At 69.0% G+C, this 19,701-nt stretch carries 24 protein-coding genes; 18 read left to right on the top strand and 6 right to left on the bottom strand.

Translation table 11 applies throughout. From position 1 onward, the window contains the following. Positions 1-123 carry a hypothetical protein gene (locus DKG75_RS23780; protein WP_279573945.1) on the bottom strand — a complete coding sequence of 41 codons (123 nt, stop codon included), beginning with the start codon at positions 121-123 and terminating at the stop codon, positions 1-3. Positions 124-218: 95 nt separating this feature from the next. Here DKG75_RS23780 and DKG75_RS12805 point away from each other — a divergent pair, with 95 nt between their 5' ends. The 5 genes from DKG75_RS12805 to DKG75_RS12825 all read left to right on the top strand — a co-directional run bounded on the left by DKG75_RS12805 (position 219) and on the right by DKG75_RS12825 (position 1,892). Next, positions 219-599: a response regulator gene (locus DKG75_RS12805; protein WP_109921509.1), complete on the top strand. Its 381-nt coding sequence runs from the start codon at positions 219-221 to the stop codon at positions 597-599. 108 nt (positions 600-707) lie between these two features. Beyond that, on the top strand, positions 708-914 hold the full coding sequence (locus DKG75_RS12810) for a hypothetical protein (protein WP_109921510.1): 207 nt from the start codon (positions 708-710) through the stop codon (positions 912-914). Between the two features lie 101 nt (positions 915-1,015). After that, entirely contained in the window at positions 1,016-1,240 is a 225-nt protein-coding gene (locus DKG75_RS12815; protein ID WP_109921511.1) for a hypothetical protein, read from the top strand. 101 nt (positions 1,241-1,341) lie between these two features. Continuing rightward, positions 1,342-1,566: a hypothetical protein gene (locus tag DKG75_RS12820; RefSeq protein ID WP_109921512.1), complete on the top strand. Its 225-nt coding sequence runs from the start codon at positions 1,342-1,344 to the stop codon at positions 1,564-1,566. A gap of 101 nt (positions 1,567-1,667) precedes the next feature. Continuing rightward, positions 1,668-1,892, top strand: coding sequence for a hypothetical protein (locus tag DKG75_RS12825; protein ID WP_109921513.1), 225 nt, complete (start codon positions 1,668-1,670; stop codon positions 1,890-1,892). A gap of 4 nt (positions 1,893-1,896) precedes the next feature. On the opposite strand, the gene DKG75_RS12830 is transcribed toward DKG75_RS12825, so the two are convergent. Continuing rightward, entirely contained in the window at positions 1,897-2,460 is a 564-nt protein-coding gene (locus DKG75_RS12830) for a TetR/AcrR family transcriptional regulator (protein ID WP_166646515.1), read from the bottom strand. Between the two features lie 90 nt (positions 2,461-2,550). On the opposite strand from DKG75_RS12830, the gene DKG75_RS12835 reads away from it, so the two are divergent. Next, positions 2,551-2,991 carry a DUF3995 domain-containing protein gene (locus DKG75_RS12835; protein WP_109921515.1) on the top strand — a complete coding sequence of 147 codons (441 nt, stop codon included), beginning with the start codon at positions 2,551-2,553 and terminating at the stop codon, positions 2,989-2,991. Positions 2,992-2,999: 8 nt separating this feature from the next. On the opposite strand, the gene DKG75_RS12840 is transcribed toward DKG75_RS12835, so the two are convergent. Together DKG75_RS12840 and DKG75_RS12845 are read right to left on the bottom strand one after the other, a co-directional pair. After that, the gene (locus DKG75_RS12840; protein ID WP_109921516.1) at positions 3,000-3,791 is read right to left on the bottom strand and encodes a hypothetical protein; all 792 of its coding nucleotides are present in this window, start codon (positions 3,789-3,791) and stop codon (positions 3,000-3,002) included. Between the two features lie 4 nt (positions 3,792-3,795). After that, positions 3,796-4,953 carry an alpha/beta fold hydrolase gene (locus tag DKG75_RS12845; protein WP_166646514.1) on the bottom strand — a complete coding sequence of 386 codons (1,158 nt, stop codon included), beginning with the start codon at positions 4,951-4,953 and terminating at the stop codon, positions 3,796-3,798. Between the two features lie 243 nt (positions 4,954-5,196). Between DKG75_RS12845 and DKG75_RS12850 the strand changes: the two genes are divergently transcribed. The 3 genes from DKG75_RS12850 to trpS all read left to right on the top strand — a co-directional run bounded on the left by DKG75_RS12850 (position 5,197) and on the right by trpS (position 10,655). Further along, complete coding sequence (locus DKG75_RS12850) at positions 5,197-8,022, top strand: [protein-PII] uridylyltransferase (RefSeq protein ID WP_109921518.1); 2,826 nt, start codon at positions 5,197-5,199, stop codon at positions 8,020-8,022. A gap of 9 nt (positions 8,023-8,031) precedes the next feature. Further along, on the top strand, positions 8,032-9,594 hold the full coding sequence (gene murJ, locus DKG75_RS12855; protein ID WP_109921519.1) for a murein biosynthesis integral membrane protein MurJ: 1,563 nt from the start codon (positions 8,032-8,034) through the stop codon (positions 9,592-9,594). A 62-nt stretch (positions 9,595-9,656) separates the two neighbouring features. Further along, positions 9,657-10,655 (top strand): tryptophan--tRNA ligase, encoded by a 999-nt coding sequence (trpS, locus tag DKG75_RS12860; protein WP_109921520.1) that lies wholly within the window; start codon positions 9,657-9,659, stop codon positions 10,653-10,655. Positions 10,656-10,832: 177 nt separating this feature from the next. Here trpS and DKG75_RS23015 read toward each other — a convergent pair whose 3' ends face one another. Then, complete coding sequence (locus tag DKG75_RS23015; RefSeq protein ID WP_109921521.1) at positions 10,833-11,492, bottom strand: HigA family addiction module antitoxin; 660 nt, start codon at positions 11,490-11,492, stop codon at positions 10,833-10,835. Positions 11,493-11,800: 308 nt separating this feature from the next. On the opposite strand from DKG75_RS23015, the gene DKG75_RS12870 reads away from it, so the two are divergent. Together DKG75_RS12870 and DKG75_RS12875 are read left to right on the top strand one after the other, a co-directional pair. Further along, complete coding sequence (locus DKG75_RS12870) at positions 11,801-12,775, top strand: DUF2333 family protein (protein ID WP_109921522.1); 975 nt, start codon at positions 11,801-11,803, stop codon at positions 12,773-12,775. 58 nt (positions 12,776-12,833) lie between these two features. Continuing rightward, positions 12,834-13,322: a universal stress protein gene (locus DKG75_RS12875; RefSeq protein ID WP_109921523.1), complete on the top strand. Its 489-nt coding sequence runs from the start codon at positions 12,834-12,836 to the stop codon at positions 13,320-13,322. 18 nt (positions 13,323-13,340) lie between these two features. Here DKG75_RS12875 and DKG75_RS12880 read toward each other — a convergent pair whose 3' ends face one another. Next, complete coding sequence (locus tag DKG75_RS12880) at positions 13,341-14,654, bottom strand: adenylate/guanylate cyclase domain-containing protein (protein ID WP_109921524.1); 1,314 nt, start codon at positions 14,652-14,654, stop codon at positions 13,341-13,343. Positions 14,655-14,765: 111 nt separating this feature from the next. On the opposite strand from DKG75_RS12880, the gene DKG75_RS12885 reads away from it, so the two are divergent. The 7 genes from DKG75_RS12885 to olsA all read left to right on the top strand — a co-directional run bounded on the left by DKG75_RS12885 (position 14,766) and on the right by olsA (position 19,577). Beyond that, on the top strand, positions 14,766-15,317 hold the full coding sequence (locus DKG75_RS12885; protein ID WP_109921525.1) for a NifU family protein: 552 nt from the start codon (positions 14,766-14,768) through the stop codon (positions 15,315-15,317). A 43-nt stretch (positions 15,318-15,360) separates the two neighbouring features. Beyond that, a complete protein-coding gene (locus tag DKG75_RS12890) occupies positions 15,361-15,951 on the top strand; it encodes a malonic semialdehyde reductase (RefSeq protein WP_109921526.1) in 591 nt (196 codons plus the stop codon). A gap of 22 nt (positions 15,952-15,973) precedes the next feature. Beyond that, on the top strand, positions 15,974-16,630 hold the full coding sequence (gene tsaB / locus DKG75_RS12895) for a tRNA (adenosine(37)-N6)-threonylcarbamoyltransferase complex dimerization subunit type 1 TsaB (RefSeq protein ID WP_109921527.1): 657 nt from the start codon (positions 15,974-15,976) through the stop codon (positions 16,628-16,630). Next, entirely contained in the window at positions 16,630-17,082 is a 453-nt protein-coding gene (rimI, locus tag DKG75_RS12900; RefSeq protein WP_109921528.1) for a ribosomal protein S18-alanine N-acetyltransferase, read from the top strand. Before tsaB ends, rimI begins: the two co-directional genes overlap by 1 nt. Before the next feature lie 473 nt (positions 17,083-17,555). Continuing rightward, positions 17,556-17,984 (top strand): Ros/MucR family transcriptional regulator, encoded by a 429-nt coding sequence (locus DKG75_RS12905; protein WP_109921529.1) that lies wholly within the window; start codon positions 17,556-17,558, stop codon positions 17,982-17,984. Positions 17,985-18,120: 136 nt separating this feature from the next. Continuing rightward, positions 18,121-18,591, top strand: a complete 471-nt coding sequence (locus DKG75_RS12910; RefSeq protein ID WP_109921530.1) for a Fur family transcriptional regulator — start codon at positions 18,121-18,123, stop codon at positions 18,589-18,591. Positions 18,592-18,632: 41 nt separating this feature from the next. Next, positions 18,633-19,577 carry a lyso-ornithine lipid O-acyltransferase gene (gene olsA, locus DKG75_RS12915; protein ID WP_208112104.1) on the top strand — a complete coding sequence of 315 codons (945 nt, stop codon included), beginning with the start codon at positions 18,633-18,635 and terminating at the stop codon, positions 19,575-19,577. Positions 19,578-19,701 lie beyond the last annotated feature (124 nt).

The following is a 19,701-nucleotide window of genomic DNA, read 5'->3' on the forward strand; positions in this document are numbered from 1 at the left end:
TCAGGCCCGGCCCGGGGCCTCGCGCCGGGCGTGATGGCGGCGCCGGGCCCAGGCGATCGCCCAGGCGACACCAAACCAGCAAAGCGCGAACAAGGGCGCCCCGATGCCCGCCAATGACTTCATGTTCCGCCTCGCAAACCGCTTCTGGCTGCATAGGATAGTATGCTACGACAGAAGAAGGAAACGGGCTTCGTCGCGGGATCGCGAAGGGTGGGGTGATGGCGCGATCCAATTGCCGGGTGCTGGTGGTCGAGGACGACGGCCTGCTGCGCGACGAATTGTCGGCCGGCCTGGCCGCCCACGGCTTCGACGTGATCGGGGCCGGCGACGGCGAGGACGGCGCCCGCCAGGCGACCGAGGGCAGCCCCGACGTCGTCCTGCTCGATATCGAGATGCCGGTGCTGGACGGCCTGCGCCTCGCCCAGGTGGTCCAGGCCCTGGCGCCGGAGGCCGACCTCGTCATGATGAGCGGGCATCCCTATCTCTGCCGGGCCGCCTCCGACCTGCTCGGGCCCGGGGTCGCGGTGCTGGCCAAGCCCTTCGCCTTCGACGACCTCCTGTCCCGGCTGGGCGACCGGCATCTGCCCGCGCCGGGCTGACGCGGCCGGTTCCTTCGGGGGCGTGATCAGCGCTTCTAGCTCGCGCCGCCTGCGAGAACAAATTCCCAACCCGGGCGAGATAGAGGATGCGCGCTGCTCGATATCGAGATGCCGGTGCTGGACGGCCTGTGCCTTGCCCAGGTGGTTCAGGCCCTGGCACCGGGGGCCGACCTCGTCATGATGCGCGGGCATCCCTATCTCTGCCGGGCCGCCTCCGACCTGCTCGGGCCCGGCGTCGCGGTGCTGGCCAAGCCTTTCGCCTTCGACGACCTCCTGTCCCGGCTGGGCAACCGTGACCTGCCCGTGCCGGCCTGACGCGGCCGCTTCCCCCGGGGACGCGTCAGGCCTACCAGGTCAGGGCTTCCAGGCCACGCCACAGGCGAACGAACTGCCGACCCGGGCGAGATAGGGGATGCGTGCTGCTCGATATCGAGATGCGGGTGCTGGACGGCCTGCGCCTTGCTCGGGTGGTCCAGGCCCTGACGCCGGCCGCCGATCTCGTCATGATGAGTGGGCATCCCTATCTCTGCCGGGCGGTCTCCGAACTGCTCGGGCCCGGCGTCGCGGTGCTGGCCAGGCCTTTCGCCTTCGACGACCTCCTGTCCCGGCTGGGCGACCGTCACCTGCCCGTGCCGGCCTGACGCGGCCGGTTCCCCCGGGGACGCGTCAGGCCTACCAGGTCAGGGCTTCCAGGCCGCGCCTCAGGCGAACGAACTGCCGACCCGGGCGAGATAGGGGATGCGTGCTGCTCGATATCGAGATGCGGGTGCTGGACGGCCTGCGCCTTGCTCGGGTGGTCCAGGCCCTGACGCCGGCCGCCGATCTCGTCATGATGAGTGGGCATCCCTATCTCTGCCGGGCGGTCTCCGACCTGCTCGGGCCCGGCGTCGCGGTGCTGGCCAGGCCTTTCGCCTTCGACGACCTCCTGTCCCGGCTGGGCGACCGTCACCTGCCCGTGCCGGCCTGACGCGGCCGGTTCCCCCGGGGACGCGTCAGGCCTACCAGGTCAGGGCTTCCAGGCCGCGCCTCAGGCGAACGAACTGCCGACCCGGGCGAGATAGGGGATGCGTGCTGCTCAATATCGAGATGCGGGTGCTGGACGGCCTGCGCCTTGCTCGGGTGGTCCAGGCCCTGACGCCGGCCGCCGATCTCGTCATGATGAGTGGGCATCCCTATCTTTGCCGGGCGGTCTCCGACCTGCTCGGGCCCGGCGGCGCGGTGCTGGCCAAGCCCTTCGCCTTCGATGGCCGCCTGTCCCGGTTGGGCGACCGGCACTTGCCCGCGCCGGGCTGACTCTTCAGGTCCGGGAGATCAGGGCTTCCAGTTCGCGCCACAGGCCTCGTCGGGCGGCCTGGGAGAACGAACTGCCGACCCAGGCGAGATAGAGGATGCGGGCCCGCAGGTCGGCCGGGCCGGGCGGCAGGCCCATGGCGTGCAGCAGTCCGGCCATATAGGCGATGCGCTCGTCGTCGGTCGCGGCGATGGCGGCGGCGACCGATGGCTCCAGCCGGCCCCAGCCCCGCATCGCGGTGTCGAGGGCGACCGCGGTTGCGCCGCCGCCAGTCGCGAGGGCGAGCACGCGCCGCAGCTTTGCCCGCGGCGCGCCGCCCTCGCGCTCGAAACGGGCGATGACGTCGCGCGTCGTCGATGCGCGCCACTGCGCCAGCATGGCCGCGTGCAGGGCCGCCCTGTCCTTGAAATGCCAGTAGAAACTGCCCTTGGTGACCCCGAGGCGGAGCGCCAGCGGCTCCACCCGCACGCCGGCGATCCCTTCGTCCAGCAAGAGGGCCAGGGCCGCGCGGATCCAGTCGTCGCGGCCGATCCGGCCTGCGCCTTTCGGTGCTTCGTTTTCCGTGTTCATGAATTGACCATACGCAACCGTATTGACAGGCGCAAGCCCCGGGCGTAGGACTGAACCATCCGCCGCGGCCGGCGGAGGAGGCGAAGACCCATGAATCCCTGGGCCCTGGCGGTGACGATCGTCCTTGCCGCGCTGTCCGCGCTGCATCTCTATTGGGGGCTGGGCGGGCGCTGGCCGGGCCATGACGAGCACAGCATGGTCGAACGCGTCGTCGGGCGGACGCAGGGCATGAAGGCGCCGGGCTTCTGGCCGGCCTTTTTCGTCGCTGCTGCCCTCGCGGTCTCGGCGGTCCTGGTCGCGGTCGTCGGCGGCCTCGTGCCCGGGCCGGATCAACCCTTGCCGGCGTTTGCCGTCGCCACCGGGTTCTGGGGCTCGGGCGCCGTCTTCGCGCTGCGCGGGCTGGCCGGCTTTTCCCGCACCGTCTTTGGCTATGCGGCGGGGACGCCGTTCATGCGCCTCAACCGGCTGTTCTATTCCCCGCTGTGCCTGGCCATTGCGGCGGGCTATGTCGCGGCCTATCTGGCCGGCTGAGCGCGGCGTCAGAACCGCAGCCAGAGCGCGGCAAGGCCCGTCGCCTCGCGCGGGGTGTCGCGGCCGGCCACGACATAGCCGGCCCCCAGTTGCAGGGAGAGGGCGGGGCCCAGCGGCAGCAGGGTGGAGGCGAAGAGTTGCTGCTTGGCGAAATCGCTGTCGTCGGGCCCGAAGGCATGCTGGCTGACCGCCTGGAACAACAGGGTCTCGCCCCCGGCCAGCCGGAGGCCGAGGGTGCCGCCGACCTCGAGCCGGGAGTCCCGCCCGCCCTCGCGCAGGCGGGGGGCGATCTCGACGACGGCGAAACCATCCTCCGCCCAGGCCCAGGGCAGGGCGAAGCCCGTGCCGTAGAGCAGGCGCAATTCGCCGGCCGGCAGACCGCCGCCCAGGCGCCGGCCCCGCGCCGCCGGCCCCGGGCTGACGCTCAGCCCGGGCTGGAGGGAAAGGGTCTGGCCGCCCCCGGACCAGAGTTCGCGGCGCAGGGCGACGAAGAGGGCACTGATGCCCTGGTCGCCCGCGGCCTCCCGCCGGGTCGAGGTCCAGGTCGCCTGGGCGATGGCGGTCAGGCCCGGGTCCAGGCCGTATTGCACCCAGGGCGAAATTTCGAGCTTCAGGCCATCGTCGACCGGCCGGCCGTCGCCGTCGCGGTCCAGGGCTTCGTCGTCATGGGCGAGGCTGACGGCGGTGATGACCAAGCCCCGGCCCGGCGCCTCGCACCAGGCCGCCGCCGCGGGGGCGGCCGGGGCGAAGGCGAGGGCGAGGGCGAGGGCCGCCGCCGGCAGGACGCCCCGGGCCCGCACGCGGTCACGCGGCGGAGCGCAGCGCCAGCCAGTCCGCCGTGATGGTCCAGGTGGTGACCGGGGCACGCGAACCGGCGAAGACGCCGGCATGGCCGCCCGGCGCCTCGGCGAACTGCTTGTCGGCGGCGGGCACGACATCCATGACCTTTCTCGCCGCATCGAGGGTGACGATCTGGTCCTTCTTGCCGGCGATGGCGAGATAGGGACAGGTGATCGCCGAGAAATCGCTGGCCTGGCCGTCGCCCAATTCGATCCGGCCCTTGGCCAGGGCATTGTCCAGGCCGACGCGGACGAGGAAATCCTTCACGATGCCGCCCGGATAGGCGTGCATGTCGTTGAACCAGCGCGCCACCGTGCGGTTCTCGAGGAGATACTCCCGGTCCCACAGGTTCATCAGCAGGTCTAGGTAACCCTGGAGGACACCGACCGGGTTGGTCAGCTTGAAGATATTGGACGCCATCCAGCCGGGCATCATCAGGCGCTTGGCGTCGATCTTGTCGATCCTGAACGGGGTGAGGCGGCGGATCAGCCGGGTCGGCACCTGCATCGCCTCGACCAGGCCGCCGGCGACGCCCACCGCCTTGCTGTCGATCGGCGAGGCGATGGTGACGATGTTGCGGATGTCCCCGTCCCGGGCCCAGCCCTGATAGACCAGGGCGAACAGCCCGCCCATGCAATAGCCGACCAGGGACAGCGGCCGCGCGCCGTGATGGGCGCGCACGGCGGCGATGGCGTCGGGCAGCATGCGGGCGGCGTAATCCGCCAGGCCGTAATCGGCGTGGCGGGTCTTGGGGCTGCCGAAATCGACCAGATAGACCTTGAAACCCTTGGCCAGCAGGAAGCGCACCAGGCTGCGGTTGGGCAGCAGGTCGAAATTCAGCGGATCGGCGGCCAGCGGCGGCACCAGCAGGATGGGCACGGCGTGGCGCTGGGTGGCGACGGGCATGGTCTCTTCGCCGACCGGGATCTCGGCTTCGGCCAGGGGCGGATAATAGCGCACGGTCATCAGCCCGCCCTGGACCACGATTTCATAGGGCGTCTGTTCGGAGACGTCGAAATTCTCGGCGAAGAGGGTCGTCTCGACCGCGTTGCTCACCCATTGCAGAGTCCGCTCGCCCGCGAAGCTCGACATTTTCACCAGCCGGTCCAACACCATGGGCATTCCCACTTCCTGGTGGCTCGACCGAAACGGATACTCATTCGCTTCGGTCGAGCCACAGAGTAAAAAGTTTGTGGCCGAGGGCCTGTTCCATCCGTCCGCACGCCTCACTGAATATTTGTCGATTAGCGGCAGCGGCCGGCCTTGGCAAGGGCAGATGGCCCGGGTTTCGGGCCATCGCATGTGATCATCGACTTCGGCGGCCCGGTATCTTACCTATAAGGACCGGACTGGCACGAGGAACCGATGGACATCGTCGTCAAGCATCGTCGCGCGATCATCGACCGCAAGGATCTGCTGGAGGCGTTGGAGGCCTATGCCGCCGCCGAACCCGGCCACGATGCCCTGCGCCTGCGCCTGGTCCAGAGCCTGAAGCAAGCCCTGAGCGACGGCCGCGCCGAATGCCGCCGCCGGCTGGAAAGCAACGAGGCGACGGGGCGCGAGACCGCGGCCGGCCTCTGCTATCTCGTCGACCAGGTCATCCGCGTGCTGCACGACGTCGCCACCCGCCATGTCTATCCGGTGGTCAACCCGACCGCGGGCGAGCGTCTCGACCTCGTGGCGCTGGGCGGCTATGGCCGGGGCGAACTGGCGCCGGGCTCCGATGTCGATCTCCTCTTCCTCCTGCCCTACAAGGAAACCCCCTGGCACGAGCAGGTGATCGAATTCATGCTCTACCTGCTCTGGGACCTGGGGCTGAAGGTGGGGCATGCCACGCGCTCGGTCGACGATTGCATCCGCCTCGCCCGGCAGGATTACACGATCTCGACCGCCCTTCTTGAAATGCGCTGGATCTGGGGCGACCAGGCCCTCTACACCGAATTGAAGGACCGCTTCGGGCGCGAGGTGGTGAACGGCAGCGGCGCCGCCTTCGCCGAGGCCAAGCTGAAGGAGCGGGACGAGCGCCACCGCCGCCTGGGCGATTCCCGCTACACGGTCGAGCCCAACCTGAAGGAGGGCAAGGGCGGCTTGCGCGACCTGCACACCCTGTGGTGGATCGCGAAATACGTCCACCGGGTCGACGATGCCGCCGATCTGGTAACCAAGGGCGTCCTGTCCGCCGACGAATACCGCCGCTTCGTCAAGGCGGAGAATTTCCTCTGGAACGTGCGCTGCCACCTGCACTTCCTGACCCAGCGGCCGGAGGAGCGCCTGACCTTCGACGTCCAGCCCGAACTGGCCCGGCGCCTCGGCTATACCGACCATGCCGGCACCAAGGGCGTCGAGCGCTTCATGAAGCATTACTTCCTGTTCGCCAAGGATGTCGGCGTGCTCACCCGCATCTTCTGCGCCAACCTGGAGGAGGACGCGCGGCGCCGGCCGTCGAAGCTGAAGCTGCTGCGCCTGTCGCGGCGGACCAAGGTGCTGGAGGGTTTCCAGCTCGAGGGCAACCGGCTGAACGTGACCGCGGAAGGGCAGTTCGAGACCGCGCCGATCGACATGATCCGCCTGTTCGAGGTCGCCCAGCGTCACGAGCTGGACATCCATCCCCAGGCCCTGCACCTGATCACGCGGAACCTGAAGCGTATCGACGCGGGCCTGCGCGCCGATCCGGCGGCGAATGCCCTGTTCCTCGACATCCTGACCAGCCGCAAAGACCCGGAGACGGCGCTCCGCCGGCTGAACGAGGCCGGCGTCTTCGGCCGCCTGGTGCCGGATTTCGGCCGCGTCGTCGCCCAGATGCAATACGACATGTATCATGTCTATACGGTCGACGAGCATACCATCCGGGCCATCGGCATCCTGGCCGAGATCGAGCGCGGCAAGCTGGGCGAGGAATTGCCACTGGCGACCGAGATCGTCCATAATGTCGTCTCGCGCCGGGTGCTCTATTGCTCGGTGCTGATCCACGATATCGCCAAGGGGCGCGGCGGCGACCATTCGGTCATCGGCGCCGAGGTGGCGCAGCGCCTGTGCCCGCGCCTGGGCCTGACCGCGGCCGAGACCGAGACCGTGGCCTGGCTGGTGCGCTATCACCTCGCCATGTCGAACACGGCGTTCAAGCGCGACGTCTCGGACCCGAAGACGGTGCAGGATTTCGCCGAACTGGTGCAGAGCCCGGAGCGCCTGCGCCTTCTGACCGTGCTCACCGTCGCCGATATCAGGGCGGTCGGCCCCGGCATCTGGAACGGCTGGAAGGGCCAGCTGCTGCGCACCCTCTACTACGAGACCGAACCCCTGCTGTCGGGCGGCCACGCCAGCGGCCGCAAGGACCGGGCCCAGCGCGCCCGCGCCGAAGTGGCGGCCCGCCTGAAGGACTGGACCGAGGCGGAGATCGACGGCTTCTTCCGCCGCCATGTCGACAGTTACTTCATGTCGACCGATGCCTCCAGCGTCGAGCGCCACGCCCGCCTGATGCGCGAGGCCGACCGGGAGGAGGCGCCCCTGACCCTGGCGACCCGGATCGACCGCTTCCGCGCCATGACCGAGGTGACGCTCTATACCGCCGACCATCCGGGCCTGTTCGCCCGGGTGACCGGGGCGATCTCGGTCTGCGGCGCCTCGATCGTCGATGCCAAGATCTTCACCACCAACGACGGCATGGCGCTGGACGTCTTCACCCTGCAGGATGCGGAGGGCGGGCCCTTCGACCGGCCGGAACGGCTGGCGAAACTGTCGACCACCATCGAACAGGTGCTGATGGGCCGGGTGCGCCCGCGCGAGGTGTTGGAAAGCCGGTCGGCGCCGTCGAAGCGGACGATGAATTTCAAGGTCCAGCCCCGGGTCCTGGTCGACAACAATGCCTCGACCCGGCTGACGGTGATCGAGGTCAACGGCCGCGACCGGCCGGGCCTGCTGTTCGAGTTGACCCGCGCGCTCTTCGCCCTCAACCTCACCATCCGCTCGGCCCATATCGCCACCTATGGCGAGCGGGCGGTGGACGTCTTCTATGTCTCCGACCTGTTCGGCCACAAGATCCGCCACGGCGGCAAGCTGCGGGCGATCGAGCGCCGCCTGACCGAGGTGCTGGCTTTTCCCGCGGCCCAGGCCCCGGCCGCGCCGCCGGCCGCGCCCGCCCCCGCGACGGAAACGCCCAGCCCCCGGCCGGCAAGGCGCAGCGCCGCCCGCTGAGGTCGCACCATGGGGTTGATGCGGTCCGTCGCCACCATCGGCGGCTATACGATGCTGAGCCGGATCCTGGGCTTCGCCCGCGATGCCCTGTTCGCGGCCGTGCTCGGCGCCGGCATGGCGGCGGATGCCTTCATGGTCGCCTTCCGCCTGCCGAACTTCATGCGGGCGCTGTTCGCCGAAGGCGCCTTCAACGCCGCCTTCGTGCCGCTCTATTCCCGCATCCTGGCGGGGGAGGACGGACCGCACCGGGCCGCCCGCTTCGCCGGCGAGATCGCCAGCCTGCTGACCCTGGCCCTGCTGCTGCTGTCGGCGGCGCTGATGGTCTTCATGCCCCAGGCCATGCTGGTGCTGGCCCCGGGCTTTCGCGACGAGCCGGAGAAATTCGCCCTGGCGGTCGAACTGACCCGGCTGACCTTTCCCTATCTGACCTTCATCAGCCTGGTCTCGCTGCAAGGCGCGGTGCTGAACGCCCATCACCGCTTCGGGCCGCCGGCGGCGACGCCGGTGATGATGAACCTCGTCCTGATCGCCGCCCTGCTTCTGCCGCACGACGGGCTGGGGCTGGGGCTCGGCGTCGCCACCACCCAGGCGGTGGCGGTCAGCGTCGCCGGCATGGTGCAATTCGTCTGGCTGGCGGTGCATATGCAGCGGCACGGCCTGGCCATCCGCCTGCACCTGCCGCGCTTCGGGCCCGAGATCCGGCGCTTCTTCAAGCTGATGGGGCCGGCGGTGATCGGCGCCGGTATCTATCAGGTCAATGTCCTGATCGACATGATCCTGGCCTCCCTGCTGCCGGAAGGGACCGTGTCCTATCTCTTCTATGCCGACCGGTTGAACCAATTGCCGCTGGCGGTGATCGGCATCGCCATTTCGACCGCGCTGCTGCCCCTGCTGTCGCGGCAATTGGCGGGGGGGGAGACGGCGCGGGCCCTGGACACCCAGAACCGCGCCCTCGAAGGGGCGCTGCTGCTCACCCTGCCGGCGGCAGCGGCGCTGGCGACCCTGCCCGAGACCATCGTCTCGGTCCTGTTTCAGCGCGGCGCCTTCAGCGCGGCCGACAGCGCCGAGACGGCCAAGGCCCTGGCCGTGCTCGCCTGCGGCCTGCCGGCCTTCACCATCTCCAAGGTCTTCACCCCGGCCTTTCATGCCCGCGAGGATACGCGCACCCCGGTGCGCCTGGCCCTGATCGCGCTCGCCGTCAACCTTGCCGTCGCCCTGGCGGTGATGTGGGACTGGCATCAGGCGGGGCTGGCGCTGGCCTCGACCGTGGCCGCCTGGGCCAATACGGCGCAGCTGATGGTGATCCTCCGGCGGCGCGGCTATTTCAAGCCGGACCGCCGGCTGGTCACCCGCGCGCTCCGCTTCCTGCTGGCGACCGCGGTCATGGTCGGGGTGCTGCTGCTGCTCGAATGGCAGCTCCGCCCCTTGTTCCAGCGCGACATCCTGTGGCGGGCGGGGGCGCTGGCCGGTCTGTGCGCCTCGGGCGGGCTGGTCTTCCTGGCCGTGGCCCTGGCCAGCCGGGCGGTCACCTTCGGCGAGCTGACGGCCCTGGTCCGGCGCCGGTCACGCTAGGTTGACCCGGGCAGGACGAGGCGCGATAAGAGGCGCGCAGTTCAGGAAAGAGCATCCGCATCATGTCGAAACCCCGCGTGTTTTCCGGCGTCCAGCCCACCGGCAATCTGCATCTCGGCAATTATCTCGGCGCCATCCGCAACTGGGTGAAGCTGCAGGACGGCCACGAGTGCATCTATTGCGTCGTCGACATGCACGCGATCACGGTCTGGCAGGACCCGGCGGATCTCGCCCGCGCCATCCGCGAGGTGGCGGCCAGCCTGATCGCCGCCGGCATCGATCCCGCGACCTCGATCCTGTTCAACCAGTCCAAGGTCTCGTCCCATGCCGAGACCGCCTGGATCTTCAACTGCGTCGCCCGCATGGGCTGGCTGAACCGCATGACACAGTTCAAGGAAAAGGCGGGCAAGGACCGGGAGAATGCCTCGGTCGGCCTCTTCGCCTATCCGAACCTGATGGCGGCCGATATCCTCGCCTATAAGGCGACCCATGTGCCCGTGGGCGAGGACCAGAAGCAGCACCTGGAACTGGCCCGCGACATCGCCCAGAAGTTCAACCACGACTATGGCGTCGAGCATTTCCCGCCGCCCGAGCCCCTGATCCTGGGCGAGGCGACCCGCGTCATGTCGCTGCGCGACGGCACCAAGAAAATGTCCAAGTCCGATGCCTCGGACCAGTCGCGTATCAACCTGACCGACAGCCCGGACGAGATCGAGCAGAAGATCCGCCGCGCCAAGACCGACCCGGACGCCCTGCCCGAAACCGCCGAAGGGCTGGAGTCCCGGCCGGAGGCGAAGAACCTCTTCGCCATTCACGCCGCCCTCGGCGACGAGACCGTGGCCGATGTCGTCGCCGCCTTCGCCGGCCAGCAATTCTCCGCCTTCAAGAAAGCCCTGACCGAACGCGCGGTCGAGCGCCTGTCGCCGATCACCGGCGAGATGCGCCGCCTGCTGGCGGACCCCGGCTATATCGACCGGGTGCTGAACGAGGGTGCTGCCCGGGCCGATGCCATCGCCGCCCCGATCCTGGCCGAGACCAAGCGCATCGTCGGCTTCATCTGACCGCCGCCCCCTCACCCCGGCCCTCTCCCCCAAGGGGGCGAGGGAGTCGATGCCGTCTCTCCCTCGCCCCTCCGGGGAGAGGGCCGGGGTGAGGGGCGGCGCCCAACAAAAACGGCGGCAAGGTGACCCTGCCGCCGTTTTCGCGTCGGGCGGTCGGGAACGGGCCCGGCCGGCGCCTTACTTCTTCTTCGCCGGCTTGGCCGGGGCCTTCTTGGCGGCGGCCTTCTTCGGCGCGGCGGTCTTCACCGGCGCGGGCGCGGCGGCGGGGGCCGGGGCGACGGCGGCCTTCTTCGGGGCCGCCTTCTTCTTCGGGGCCGGCTTGTCCTCGACCTTCTTGACCTCGGGCTTCTTGGCTTCCGCCTTCTTCGCCTCGGTCTTCTTCACCGCCGCCTTTTTCGGCGCCGGCTTCTTGTCCTCGACCTTCTTGGCGGCTTTCTTCGGCGCGGCCTTCTTCGGCTCCGGCGCGGGGGCCGGCGCCGGGACGGCGGCCTTCGCCTTCGGGGCGGGCTTCGGTTCCGGCGTCGCCGGCTTCGAGGAGGCGTGCGGGATCTTCGACAGGATCTTCGCCAGCGCGGCCTCGGTCTGGTGCAGGTCGTAGGCGATCTGCTGTTCCAGCCAGTGGCGGGCGTCGGTGCCGGTCACCTTGGCGATGCGCAGCGCCATGTCCGCCGTCAGGTTGCGGCGGAAGTTGACGAGCTGGTTGATGGTCCGGCGCGAGACGCCGGTGAGCTTGGCGAGCTGGTCCTGGGTCAGGCCCAGCTTGGTGAGTACGGTCTCGGCGATGCTGACGCCCGGATGCGCCGGTCCGGTGCTCGCGGTCTTGCCTTTTGCGGCCATGGTCTTCGTGCCCCCTGTCGCGTCCCCTGGTAGCTTTATTCTCAGGACGTGAGCGCACCCACGGGTGCGCGGCGTTGGTGGTTTGATGAAAGCGCCCGGTCAGGGGCGCAGGGTGTCTTCTTGCTCGAAATCGACCGGACCTCGCGATCCGAACCGCCAAACACAACGGCGGCACATCATAGCAAAGAACCGGTGCCGTTGCCTAGACCATTTGAGTTACACAAGTAATCGCTTGCCGGGATCGCCCTTCCTGGGTCACTCTTCGGCCCGGCGACAATTCTCAATCGCGCTGCAATGAGGAGAAAATCATGGCCGGCAGCAAGGTCTTCCTCGACGTCAAGGGCGGGGGCGGCGGCTTCTGGCGCAGGCCCTGGCTGTGGCGGACGGTGGCCGGCCTCGCGGCCGCGATCGTGCTGCTTTACTATCCGATCGGCATGATCGTCAGCCACAAGATCGACGACGACCTTTCCTTCGCGGTTGCAACATCAGCCGTTCCCGCCGGCGGCAGCGAGGCGGTGGCCGTCGCCGCCGCCCTGGTGGCGCGCGAGGTCGACGTCAACGGCTGGGTCGCCAATGATCCCTTCTTCCTGCCGTCGGGCGTGCTCGACAACATGCCCAATTTCCAGCAGGGCATCGTCGACGCCGTCGCCACCTTCTCGATCGAGCTGCGCGACCAGCTGGGGCGCCTGCGCGGCTCGGGCGAGACCGACCGCGACCTCGCCGAGGCCCTGAGCACGCTGCAGTATTCGGGCACCAAATGGGTCTTCGACCTGTCGACCTCGATCCTGCCGACCGCGACCTCGGAGGCGCAGTACCGCAAGGGCGTGAAGGCGCTGACCGCCTATAACGCCAATGTCGCCGCCGGCAAGGCGGTGTTCGACCGCCGCGCCGACAATCTCCAGGCCGTGATCGGGCGCATCGCCCTCGACGTCGGCTCGGTCTCGGCCGCGGTCGACCGCCAGGTGCGGGAGAATGCGGGCAATCTCTTCGACTTCACCTGCGACGATCTCTATTACCGGGTGAAGGGCACGGCCTATGGCTATCACCTGATCCTGAAGGCGTTGCGCAAGGATTTCGCCCAATTGATCGAGGAGCGCGGCCTCGGCCCGCTCTGGGACGAGGCGGTGGCCAGCCTGGGCGAGGTCGCCATGCTCCAGCCCTGGATCGTCTGGAACGGCGGGCTGGAAAGCCAGTTCATGCCCAATCACCTGACCACCCAGGGCTTCTTCCTGCTGCGGGCGCGGACCCAGCTGCGCGAAATCGCCACGGTCCTCGACAAGTAAGCGGCGGCGGTGGCACCATCGTGGCGCACCCCGCCCCTTTTCAGCGCTGCAGGACATCATGAGCGAGATCGCGGCCCGGCCCGATGCGACGCGTAAATTCCTGGTCGTGGTCGACGGCACGCCGGAATGCCGGCTGGCGCTGCGCTATGCCGCGCGCCGGGCGCTGAAGACCAAGGGCATGGTCGCCCTGCTCTATGTGATCGAGCCGTCCGAGATGCCGCAATGGCTGGGCGTGCAGCAGATCATGCGCGAGGAGGCGCGGGACGAGGCGGAAGCCCTGCTTCATGACCTGGCCGAAGAGGTGCAGCGCCTGGCCGGGCTGACGCCCGAACTGATCATCCGCGAGGGCATCCGGCGTGAACAACTGCTGAAGCTGATCGAGGAGGATCCGACCATCCGCATCCTCGTCCTTGGCGCCGGCACCGGCACCGACGGCCCGGGGCCCCTGGTCTCGGCCCTGGCCGGACAGATGTCCGGCAGCTTCCGCGTGCCCATCACCCTCGTGCCCGGCAATCTGTCGGCGCGGGAGGTGGACGAGCTGGCGTAACCCCGAAGGATACGGCGCTCAGGCTTCGCTGGTGAAGATCTCGGTCGGCTCGCGCTTGCCGCGCAGCGTGTGCAGCCCGAGCGAACGCAGCAGGCCCGGCTCGTCCAGTTCATAGGCGAAGGCGCTGGTGGTCAGCAGCGGCCGCTCCAGCACCTTGCACAGCGCCTCGACGCGGGCGACCTCGTTGACGGCGGGGCCGATGATGGTGAAGTCCAGCCGTTCGGTCGAGCCGATGTTACCATAGACGACATCGCCGAAATTGAGCGCGAAGCCGACCTTCAGCCCGGCCGGGCCCAGGGCGGCGGGCAGGGGCTCGATGGCGTCGACCGCGGTCATGGCGGCGGTGGCGGCGGCGAGCGCCCGCGCGCAGGCATCGCGCCCGGCGGTGCCGAGGCCGGTGCCCTCGTCGGCCGGGAAGATGGCGAGGCAGCCGTCGCCCATGAATTTCAGCACCTCGCCGCCGGCGCGATGGACCGCCAGGGTCACGGCGTCGAGATAGGCGTCGAGAAGGGCGATGACCTCGCCCGCCGGGGCCCGGTCCGACAGGCGGGTGAAGCCGCGCATGTCGCAGGACAGGAGCGCGGCGCGGATCGCCTGGCCGTCGCCCCGGCGCACGGCCCCGGTCGCCACCCGCCGGGCCGCATCGCGCCCGAGATAGAGCGAGAGCAGGGTATCGGTCAGCTGGCGCTGCATCACCGTCTCGAAGCGCAGCGCGATCAGGGGCACGAGGGCGTCGAGCCGGGCCAGTTCGCCGTCGCGGAAGCCGCCCGGCCGGTCGGTGGCGAAGGAGATGAACGAGCGGCGCACGGCGACGAAATCGAGCGGCCGGATCAGATAGTCGGTGGCGCCGACGGCGCGGAGATCGTCCATCACCGGGAAATCGTCCGGCCCCGGCGGCCCGTCCAGGCGCAGGCGGAAGCCCCCGGCGCCCTGGTGGATCAGGCGCACCGGGCTCGAGCGGTAGAAGGGCGATTGTTCGATCTCGAAGCCGCGGGCCAGGTTCTCCATGCCCTTGCCGCGCTCCCAGATGAAGGTGCGGGCGAAGATCTGCGGGTGCATGGCGAGCAGGCCCGAGGTGACGCGGACCAGCGGCAGGCCGCCGTCGTCGAGCATCTGGGCGACCTGGGCGATCACGCCCGGCGGGTCGAGGCGGGCGGCGGCCGGCGTCAGCAGGAAGGCGGCGACCGGGTCGTGGGCCAGCGCCGGCGGCGGCCCGAGCGGCGCCAGCGCCCGGCGGCCCTGGATTTCCGCGGCGACCGCGACGGTCTCGTCCCAGATCTCGTCCGGGGGCAGGGGGGCGGGGGACAGTTGGGCGGCGGCGGTCTTCGACATGGCTGCCTTGCAGCTACTCCAGTTTTCTTGATCTTAGGCGAGGCTTCGGCCATGTAGAGTTAAATCTTGACCGCATCTAATCCGCCTTGACCGGATATAGTGAGGACGACCATGTTCATCCAGACCGAAGCGACGCCGAACCCCGCGACCCTGAAGTTTTTGCCCGGCCGCGACGTGATGACCGCGGGCACCGTGAACTTCCCCAATGCGGAGGCCGCCGCGCGCTCGCCGCTGGCGACGCGCCTGTTCGCGGTCGAAGGGGTGACGGGCGTCTTCTTCGGCGCCGATTTCGTCACCGTCACCAAGGACGACGCCAGCTGGGACAGCCTGAAGCCGGCGATCCTCGGCGCCATCGTCGAGCATTTCGCCAGCGGCGAGCCGATCCTGGCCGAAGCCGCCGCCGCCCCGGTCGAAGCCGCGGCCAGCGGCCCCCATGCCGAGGTCATCGAGCAGATCAAGGAATTGCTGGAAACCCGCGTCCGCCCGGCGGTGGCGCAGGACGGCGGCGACATCACCTTCCACGACTTCGACGACGGCGTCGTCTACCTGCACATGCAGGGCTCCTGCGCCGGCTGTCCGTCCTCCACCGCGACCTTGAAGTCGGGCATCGAGAACATGCTGCGCCACTATATTCCGGAAGTGACGGAAGTGCGTGCGGTCTGACCAGTCGGGCCAGTTGATCAACCTTGAAGTTGTTGAGGATTTCATGACCAGTCCGCTTTCCGACGCGAGCCTGGACCAGCTTTTCCGGTCCGCCCGCACCCATAACGCCTGGACCGACAAGCCGGTTCCGGCCGAGACCCTGCAAGCGCTCTACGACCTCGTGAAATGGGGCCCGACCAGCGCCAACGCCTCGCCCGCGCGCTTCGTCTTCGTCACCACGGCCGAGGGCAAGGCGCGGCTGAAGCCGGCGCTTTCCGCCGGCAACCTGGACAAGACGCTGGCCGCGCCGGTGACCGTGATCGTCGCCCACGACCTCGACTTCGGCGAGAAGCTGGAATTCCTCTTCCCCCATGCGCCGGGCGCCAAGGCCTGGTTCGCAGCACCCGAGGTGGAACAGGCGACGGCCTTCCGCAACGGCACCCTGCAGGGCGCCTATCTGATCCTGGCGGCCCGGGCGCTGGGCCTCGACGCCGGCCCGATGTCGGGCTTCGACAATGCCAAGGTGGACGCGGAATTCTTCGCCGGCACCCGCATCAAGTCGAATTTCCTGGTCAATTTCGGCTACGGCGATCCGGCGGGCCTGTTCCCGCGCAGCCCGCGCCTGCCCTTCGCGGAGGCGGCGACCATCGCCTGACGGCGGTGGCCCCGACGATGTCATGAAGGTCCTGGCCTTCGATTGCGCGACCGGGCCGACCTCGGTCGCGCTGTGGCGGGACGGCACAGTGGCGGCGCGGGCGGACGACGCCCGCCCGCAAGGCCAGGCGGAAAGCCTGGTGCCCCTGATCGGCCTCGTGCTGCAACAGGCGGGGCTTGCGCCCGCCGGCGTCGACCGTATCGCCGTGACCCTGGGCCCCGGTTCCTTCACCGGGGTGCGCATCGCGCTGGCCGCGGCCCGGGGCCTCGGCCTTGCGGTCGGGCGGCCGGTGTTCGGCCGTTCCAGCCTCGAGGTCATGGCCGCCGGCCTGCCCCCCGCCGAATGCCCGACCCTGGTCGCGATCGACGCCCGGCGCGGCGAAATCTATGGCCAATTGTTCGCGCCCGACGGCCGGCCGCTGTCCGTGCTGGCGGCCGTCGCCTTGCCGGAAATAGGCGCGGCCGGCCTGTTGCCGGCGGGGCCGCTTCGCGTTGCCGGCAGCGGCGCCGCCCTGGTGGCCGGGGCGAGCGGGCGGACCGATCTCGATCTCGCCGCGGTCGCGGCGCCCGATGCCGCGGTCCTGGCCCGGCTGGTCGCCGGGGCGGCGGCGGCCGACGCCGACCCGGCGCCCGAGCCGATCTATCTGCGGGCGCCCGACGCCCGGCTGCCGGCCGCGTGATGGCCGGCGGCGGCCCGGTCCGGCCGGCCGATCCGGCGCATCTTGCCGCATTGGCCGACCTGCATCGCGCCTGTTTTCCCGATGACCCCTGGGATGCGGAAACCCTCGGCCGGCTGGCGGCCATGCCCGGGGCGCTGCTGCTGTGCGCCGACCGCGGCTTCATCCTGCTGCGCGGGGCGGCGGACGAGACCGAGGTGATCACCATCGCGGTCGATCCGGCGGCGCGGGGCCGGGGGCTCGGCCGGGCTTTGCTGGGGGCCGGGCTCGACCGGGCGGCGCGGGCCGGGGCGGCCCGCGCCTTTCTCGAGGTCGCGGTCGACAATGACGCCGCCCTCGCCCTCTACCGCCGGGCGGGCTTTGCCGAGGCCGGGCGGCGGCGCGGCTATTACCGCCGGGCGGACGGGGGTTTTGCCGATGCCCTGGTCATGGCCCGGGACTTGCCGTTGTCCTGAGCGTTTACTTTGCGGCGCAGCATCCGGCGGCCTGTCGAATCCCTGCCGCCGCCAGTCAATTCGCCAGATGCATCGATGATATGCAAATGTTCGATTGAAGAAATTCTTGGCGGATTAAATATCGAATTGCATTCCAGTCAATGCCGCTTTATAGCTCGGTAAAGGCTGGTGTGAAAACGCCTTGTCGTCTCGCTCTGTTGTCGTTGCGGTCGCCGCGGGTGCAATGTCCCGCCGAATTCCCGTGCGGTGCCAGGGTGTGGAAGGTCGGGATTTGCCAGCATGCCGTGGGTCGGTGATGTTGTAATGGCGGCCGGACCTGGACTCTGGTGGTGTCGGACTTGGCGTCTCATGCCGCTATTGCGGGCGGAACTTGGCGCCGATGGACGAAGCGGCCCCGTCATTTGCCCGGGGTCTGTTGAAATAGCCGGGGTCTGTTGAAATAGATCGCGTAGCGCTTTGAAAGGGCGGTTTTAATGAGCGAGGATAAGGCGGCACATAGCGAACTTCTGTCGTTGACGGCGGATATTGTCGCGTCTCACGTCTCCAACAATCCGGTGCCGGTCGGCGAGCTGCCGACCCTGATCCAGCAGGTCTATGCCACGCTGGCGGGCATCGGCCAGCCGAAGTCGGAACCGGTCGCGTCCCGCCCGCAGCCCGCCGTGCCGGTGAAGAAGTCGATCACGCCCGAATACATCATCTGCCTCGAAGACGGCAAGAAGCTGAAGATGCTGAAGCGCCATCTGAAGACGGCCTACGACATGACGCCCGAAGAATACCGGGCGCGCTGGGATCTGCCGCCGGACTATCCGATGGTCGCGCCGAATTACGCCGAACAGCGTCGTGATCTCGCCAAGAAAATCGGTCTCGGCACCGCGCGCCGCAAGCGTACGCGCCGCTCCTGATACTCATTCGCGATTGATGCCCGTCCCGGCCACCGGGGCGGGCATTTTTTTTGTGCTGCGGGGTGACGAAGCGGGCCGGTCCGGGCATACTGCGCAGCAGTTCTGATTTGCAATCGTAGCTGCCCCGAGACGAACGATGTCCGACCGTATCGAGAACCTCTGCCTCGCCAAGGGCATGCGCATGACGGACCAGCGCCGTGTGATCGCCCGGGTCCTGTCGGACGCCGTGGACCATCCGGACGTCGAGGAATTGTATCGCCGCGCGATCGCCATCGACCCCAAGATCTCGATCGCCACCGTCTATCGCACCGTCCGCCTGTTCGAAGAGGCGGGGATCCTGGAACGCCATGATTTCCGCGACGGCCGTTCGCGCTACGAGGAAGTGCCGGACGCCCATCACGATCACCTGATCGACCTTTCGACCGGCCGCGTCATCGAATTCCGCAACGAGGATATCGAGAAGCTGCAGGAATTCGTCGCCCGCGAATTGGGCTATCGCCTGATCGACCACCGGCTCGAACTCTACGGCGTGCCGCTGGACCGGGCGGACCGCATCGAGCTTGAAAAGGCTGCCGAAGTGCTTGCCAAAGGCATGCGCCGCCCGTAATTCCCTGGGGGGGAAGCAGCCATCGGGAACGGACAGCGGTCATGAGCTCAGCCGAAAGGGCGGAAAAGGCGGTCAAGACCGGCACGCGCCGTTTCGGCAGCGGCCGGTCCAAGCGGCGCGATCCCTTCCATTTCGTCGACGGCGAACTGCCCGACCTGCCGGCGGCGCCCGCCCCGGGCGAGGGCCGGGCGGCCCGGTTCCGCGCCGTCAGCCGGCTGGCGGTCTTCCTCGTGCTGCTGGTCCTCATGGTGCCGCTGCAATTGCTGGCGCTGCTGCTCGACCGCCACCTGTCGGTGGCGCTGCCCTTCTTCTTCCACAAACTGCTGTGCCGCATCCTCGGCATCCGCATCACCGTCCACGGCCGGCGGCACAAGCGGGGCGCGGTGCTCTATATCGCCAATCATTCCTCCTGGGCCGATATTCCGGTGCTGTCCGCCGTCATTCCCGGTTCCTTCGTGGCGAAGAGCGAGATCGAGGGCTGGCCGATCTTCGGTTTCCTGGCCAAGTTGCAGCGCACCGTCTTCGTCCAGCGCGAGAAGCGCAGCCGCACGGCGGAAAGCCGCGACGTCCTGGTCGACCGGCTGCGCGGCGGCGACAACCTGATCCTGTTCCCCGAAGGCACCTCGTCCGACGGCAACCGGGTGCTGCCGTTCAAGAGCGCGCTGTTCGGCGCTGCCGAGATCGAAGTGGCGCGGCGCGACGGCGCCATGGGCCCGGTGGTGGTGCAGCCGGTGACCGTGACCTATACGAAATTGCAGGGCATGCCCATGGGGCGGGACTACCGGGCTTTCTTCACCTGGTTCGGCGACATGGAACTGGCGCCCCACCTGCTGCATGCCCTGGGCTTCGGGCCGATCACCGCCGAAGTGGAGTTCCACGCCCCTTTGACCGTCGGCGAGGCGGGCAGCCGCAAGGCCCTGGCGCGCCATTGCGAGACGGTGATCCGGGCCGGCCATGCCCGCCAGATCCAGGGTCACTTCTCCTGATCGCGGCTGCCATGCCGGGCCCCCGCCTTGACTCCGGGGCCCGCGGAACCTAATCCTAGAGCCTGTTGGATTATGTGCCCGCCAAGGGTCCGCAAGCGTGCCTGGAACCAGGCGCGCCGGGCAA

Origin of the sequence: Zavarzinia compransoris (genome assembly GCF_003173055.1) — a bacterium.
Lineage (GTDB): Bacteria > Pseudomonadota > Alphaproteobacteria > Zavarziniales > Zavarziniaceae > Zavarzinia > Zavarzinia compransoris.

Bases quoted from the DNA above. Each gene is read 5' to 3' on its own strand.
- DKG75_RS12885 (WP_109921525.1), top strand. From the start codon at position 14,766: ATGTTCATCCAGACCGAAGCGACGCCGAACCCCGCGACCCTGAAGTTT.
- olsA (WP_208112104.1), top strand. From the start codon at position 18,633: ATGAGCTCAGCCGAAAGGGCGGAAAAGGCGGTCAAGACCGGCACGCGC.
- DKG75_RS12890 (WP_109921526.1), top strand. From the start codon at position 15,361: ATGACCAGTCCGCTTTCCGACGCGAGCCTGGACCAGCTTTTCCGGTCC.
- DKG75_RS12805 (WP_109921509.1), top strand. From the start codon at position 219: ATGGCGCGATCCAATTGCCGGGTGCTGGTGGTCGAGGACGACGGCCTG.
- trpS (WP_109921520.1), top strand. From the start codon at position 9,657: ATGTCGAAACCCCGCGTGTTTTCCGGCGTCCAGCCCACCGGCAATCTG.
- tsaB (WP_109921527.1), top strand. From the start codon at position 15,974: ATGAAGGTCCTGGCCTTCGATTGCGCGACCGGGCCGACCTCGGTCGCG.
- DKG75_RS12845 (WP_166646514.1), bottom strand. From the start codon at position 4,953: ATGCCCATGGTGTTGGACCGGCTGGTGAAAATGTCGAGCTTCGCGGGC.
- DKG75_RS12880 (WP_109921524.1), bottom strand. From the start codon at position 14,654: ATGTCGAAGACCGCCGCCGCCCAACTGTCCCCCGCCCCCCTGCCCCCG.
- DKG75_RS12835 (WP_109921515.1), top strand. From the start codon at position 2,551: ATGAATCCCTGGGCCCTGGCGGTGACGATCGTCCTTGCCGCGCTGTCC.
- DKG75_RS23780 (WP_279573945.1), bottom strand. From the start codon at position 123: ATGAAGTCATTGGCGGGCATCGGGGCGCCCTTGTTCGCGCTTTGCTGG.
- DKG75_RS12830 (WP_166646515.1), bottom strand. From the start codon at position 2,460: ATGAACACGGAAAACGAAGCACCGAAAGGCGCAGGCCGGATCGGCCGC.
- DKG75_RS12875 (WP_109921523.1), top strand. From the start codon at position 12,834: ATGAGCGAGATCGCGGCCCGGCCCGATGCGACGCGTAAATTCCTGGTC.
- DKG75_RS12810 (WP_109921510.1), top strand. From the start codon at position 708: ATGCCGGTGCTGGACGGCCTGTGCCTTGCCCAGGTGGTTCAGGCCCTG.
- rimI (WP_109921528.1), top strand. From the start codon at position 16,630: ATGGCCGGCGGCGGCCCGGTCCGGCCGGCCGATCCGGCGCATCTTGCC.
- murJ (WP_109921519.1), top strand. From the start codon at position 8,032: ATGGGGTTGATGCGGTCCGTCGCCACCATCGGCGGCTATACGATGCTG.
- DKG75_RS23015 (WP_109921521.1), bottom strand. From the start codon at position 11,492: ATGGCCGCAAAAGGCAAGACCGCGAGCACCGGACCGGCGCATCCGGGC.
- DKG75_RS12905 (WP_109921529.1), top strand. From the start codon at position 17,556: ATGAGCGAGGATAAGGCGGCACATAGCGAACTTCTGTCGTTGACGGCG.
- DKG75_RS12910 (WP_109921530.1), top strand. From the start codon at position 18,121: ATGTCCGACCGTATCGAGAACCTCTGCCTCGCCAAGGGCATGCGCATG.
- DKG75_RS12870 (WP_109921522.1), top strand. From the start codon at position 11,801: ATGGCCGGCAGCAAGGTCTTCCTCGACGTCAAGGGCGGGGGCGGCGGC.
- DKG75_RS12850 (WP_109921518.1), top strand. From the start codon at position 5,197: ATGGACATCGTCGTCAAGCATCGTCGCGCGATCATCGACCGCAAGGAT.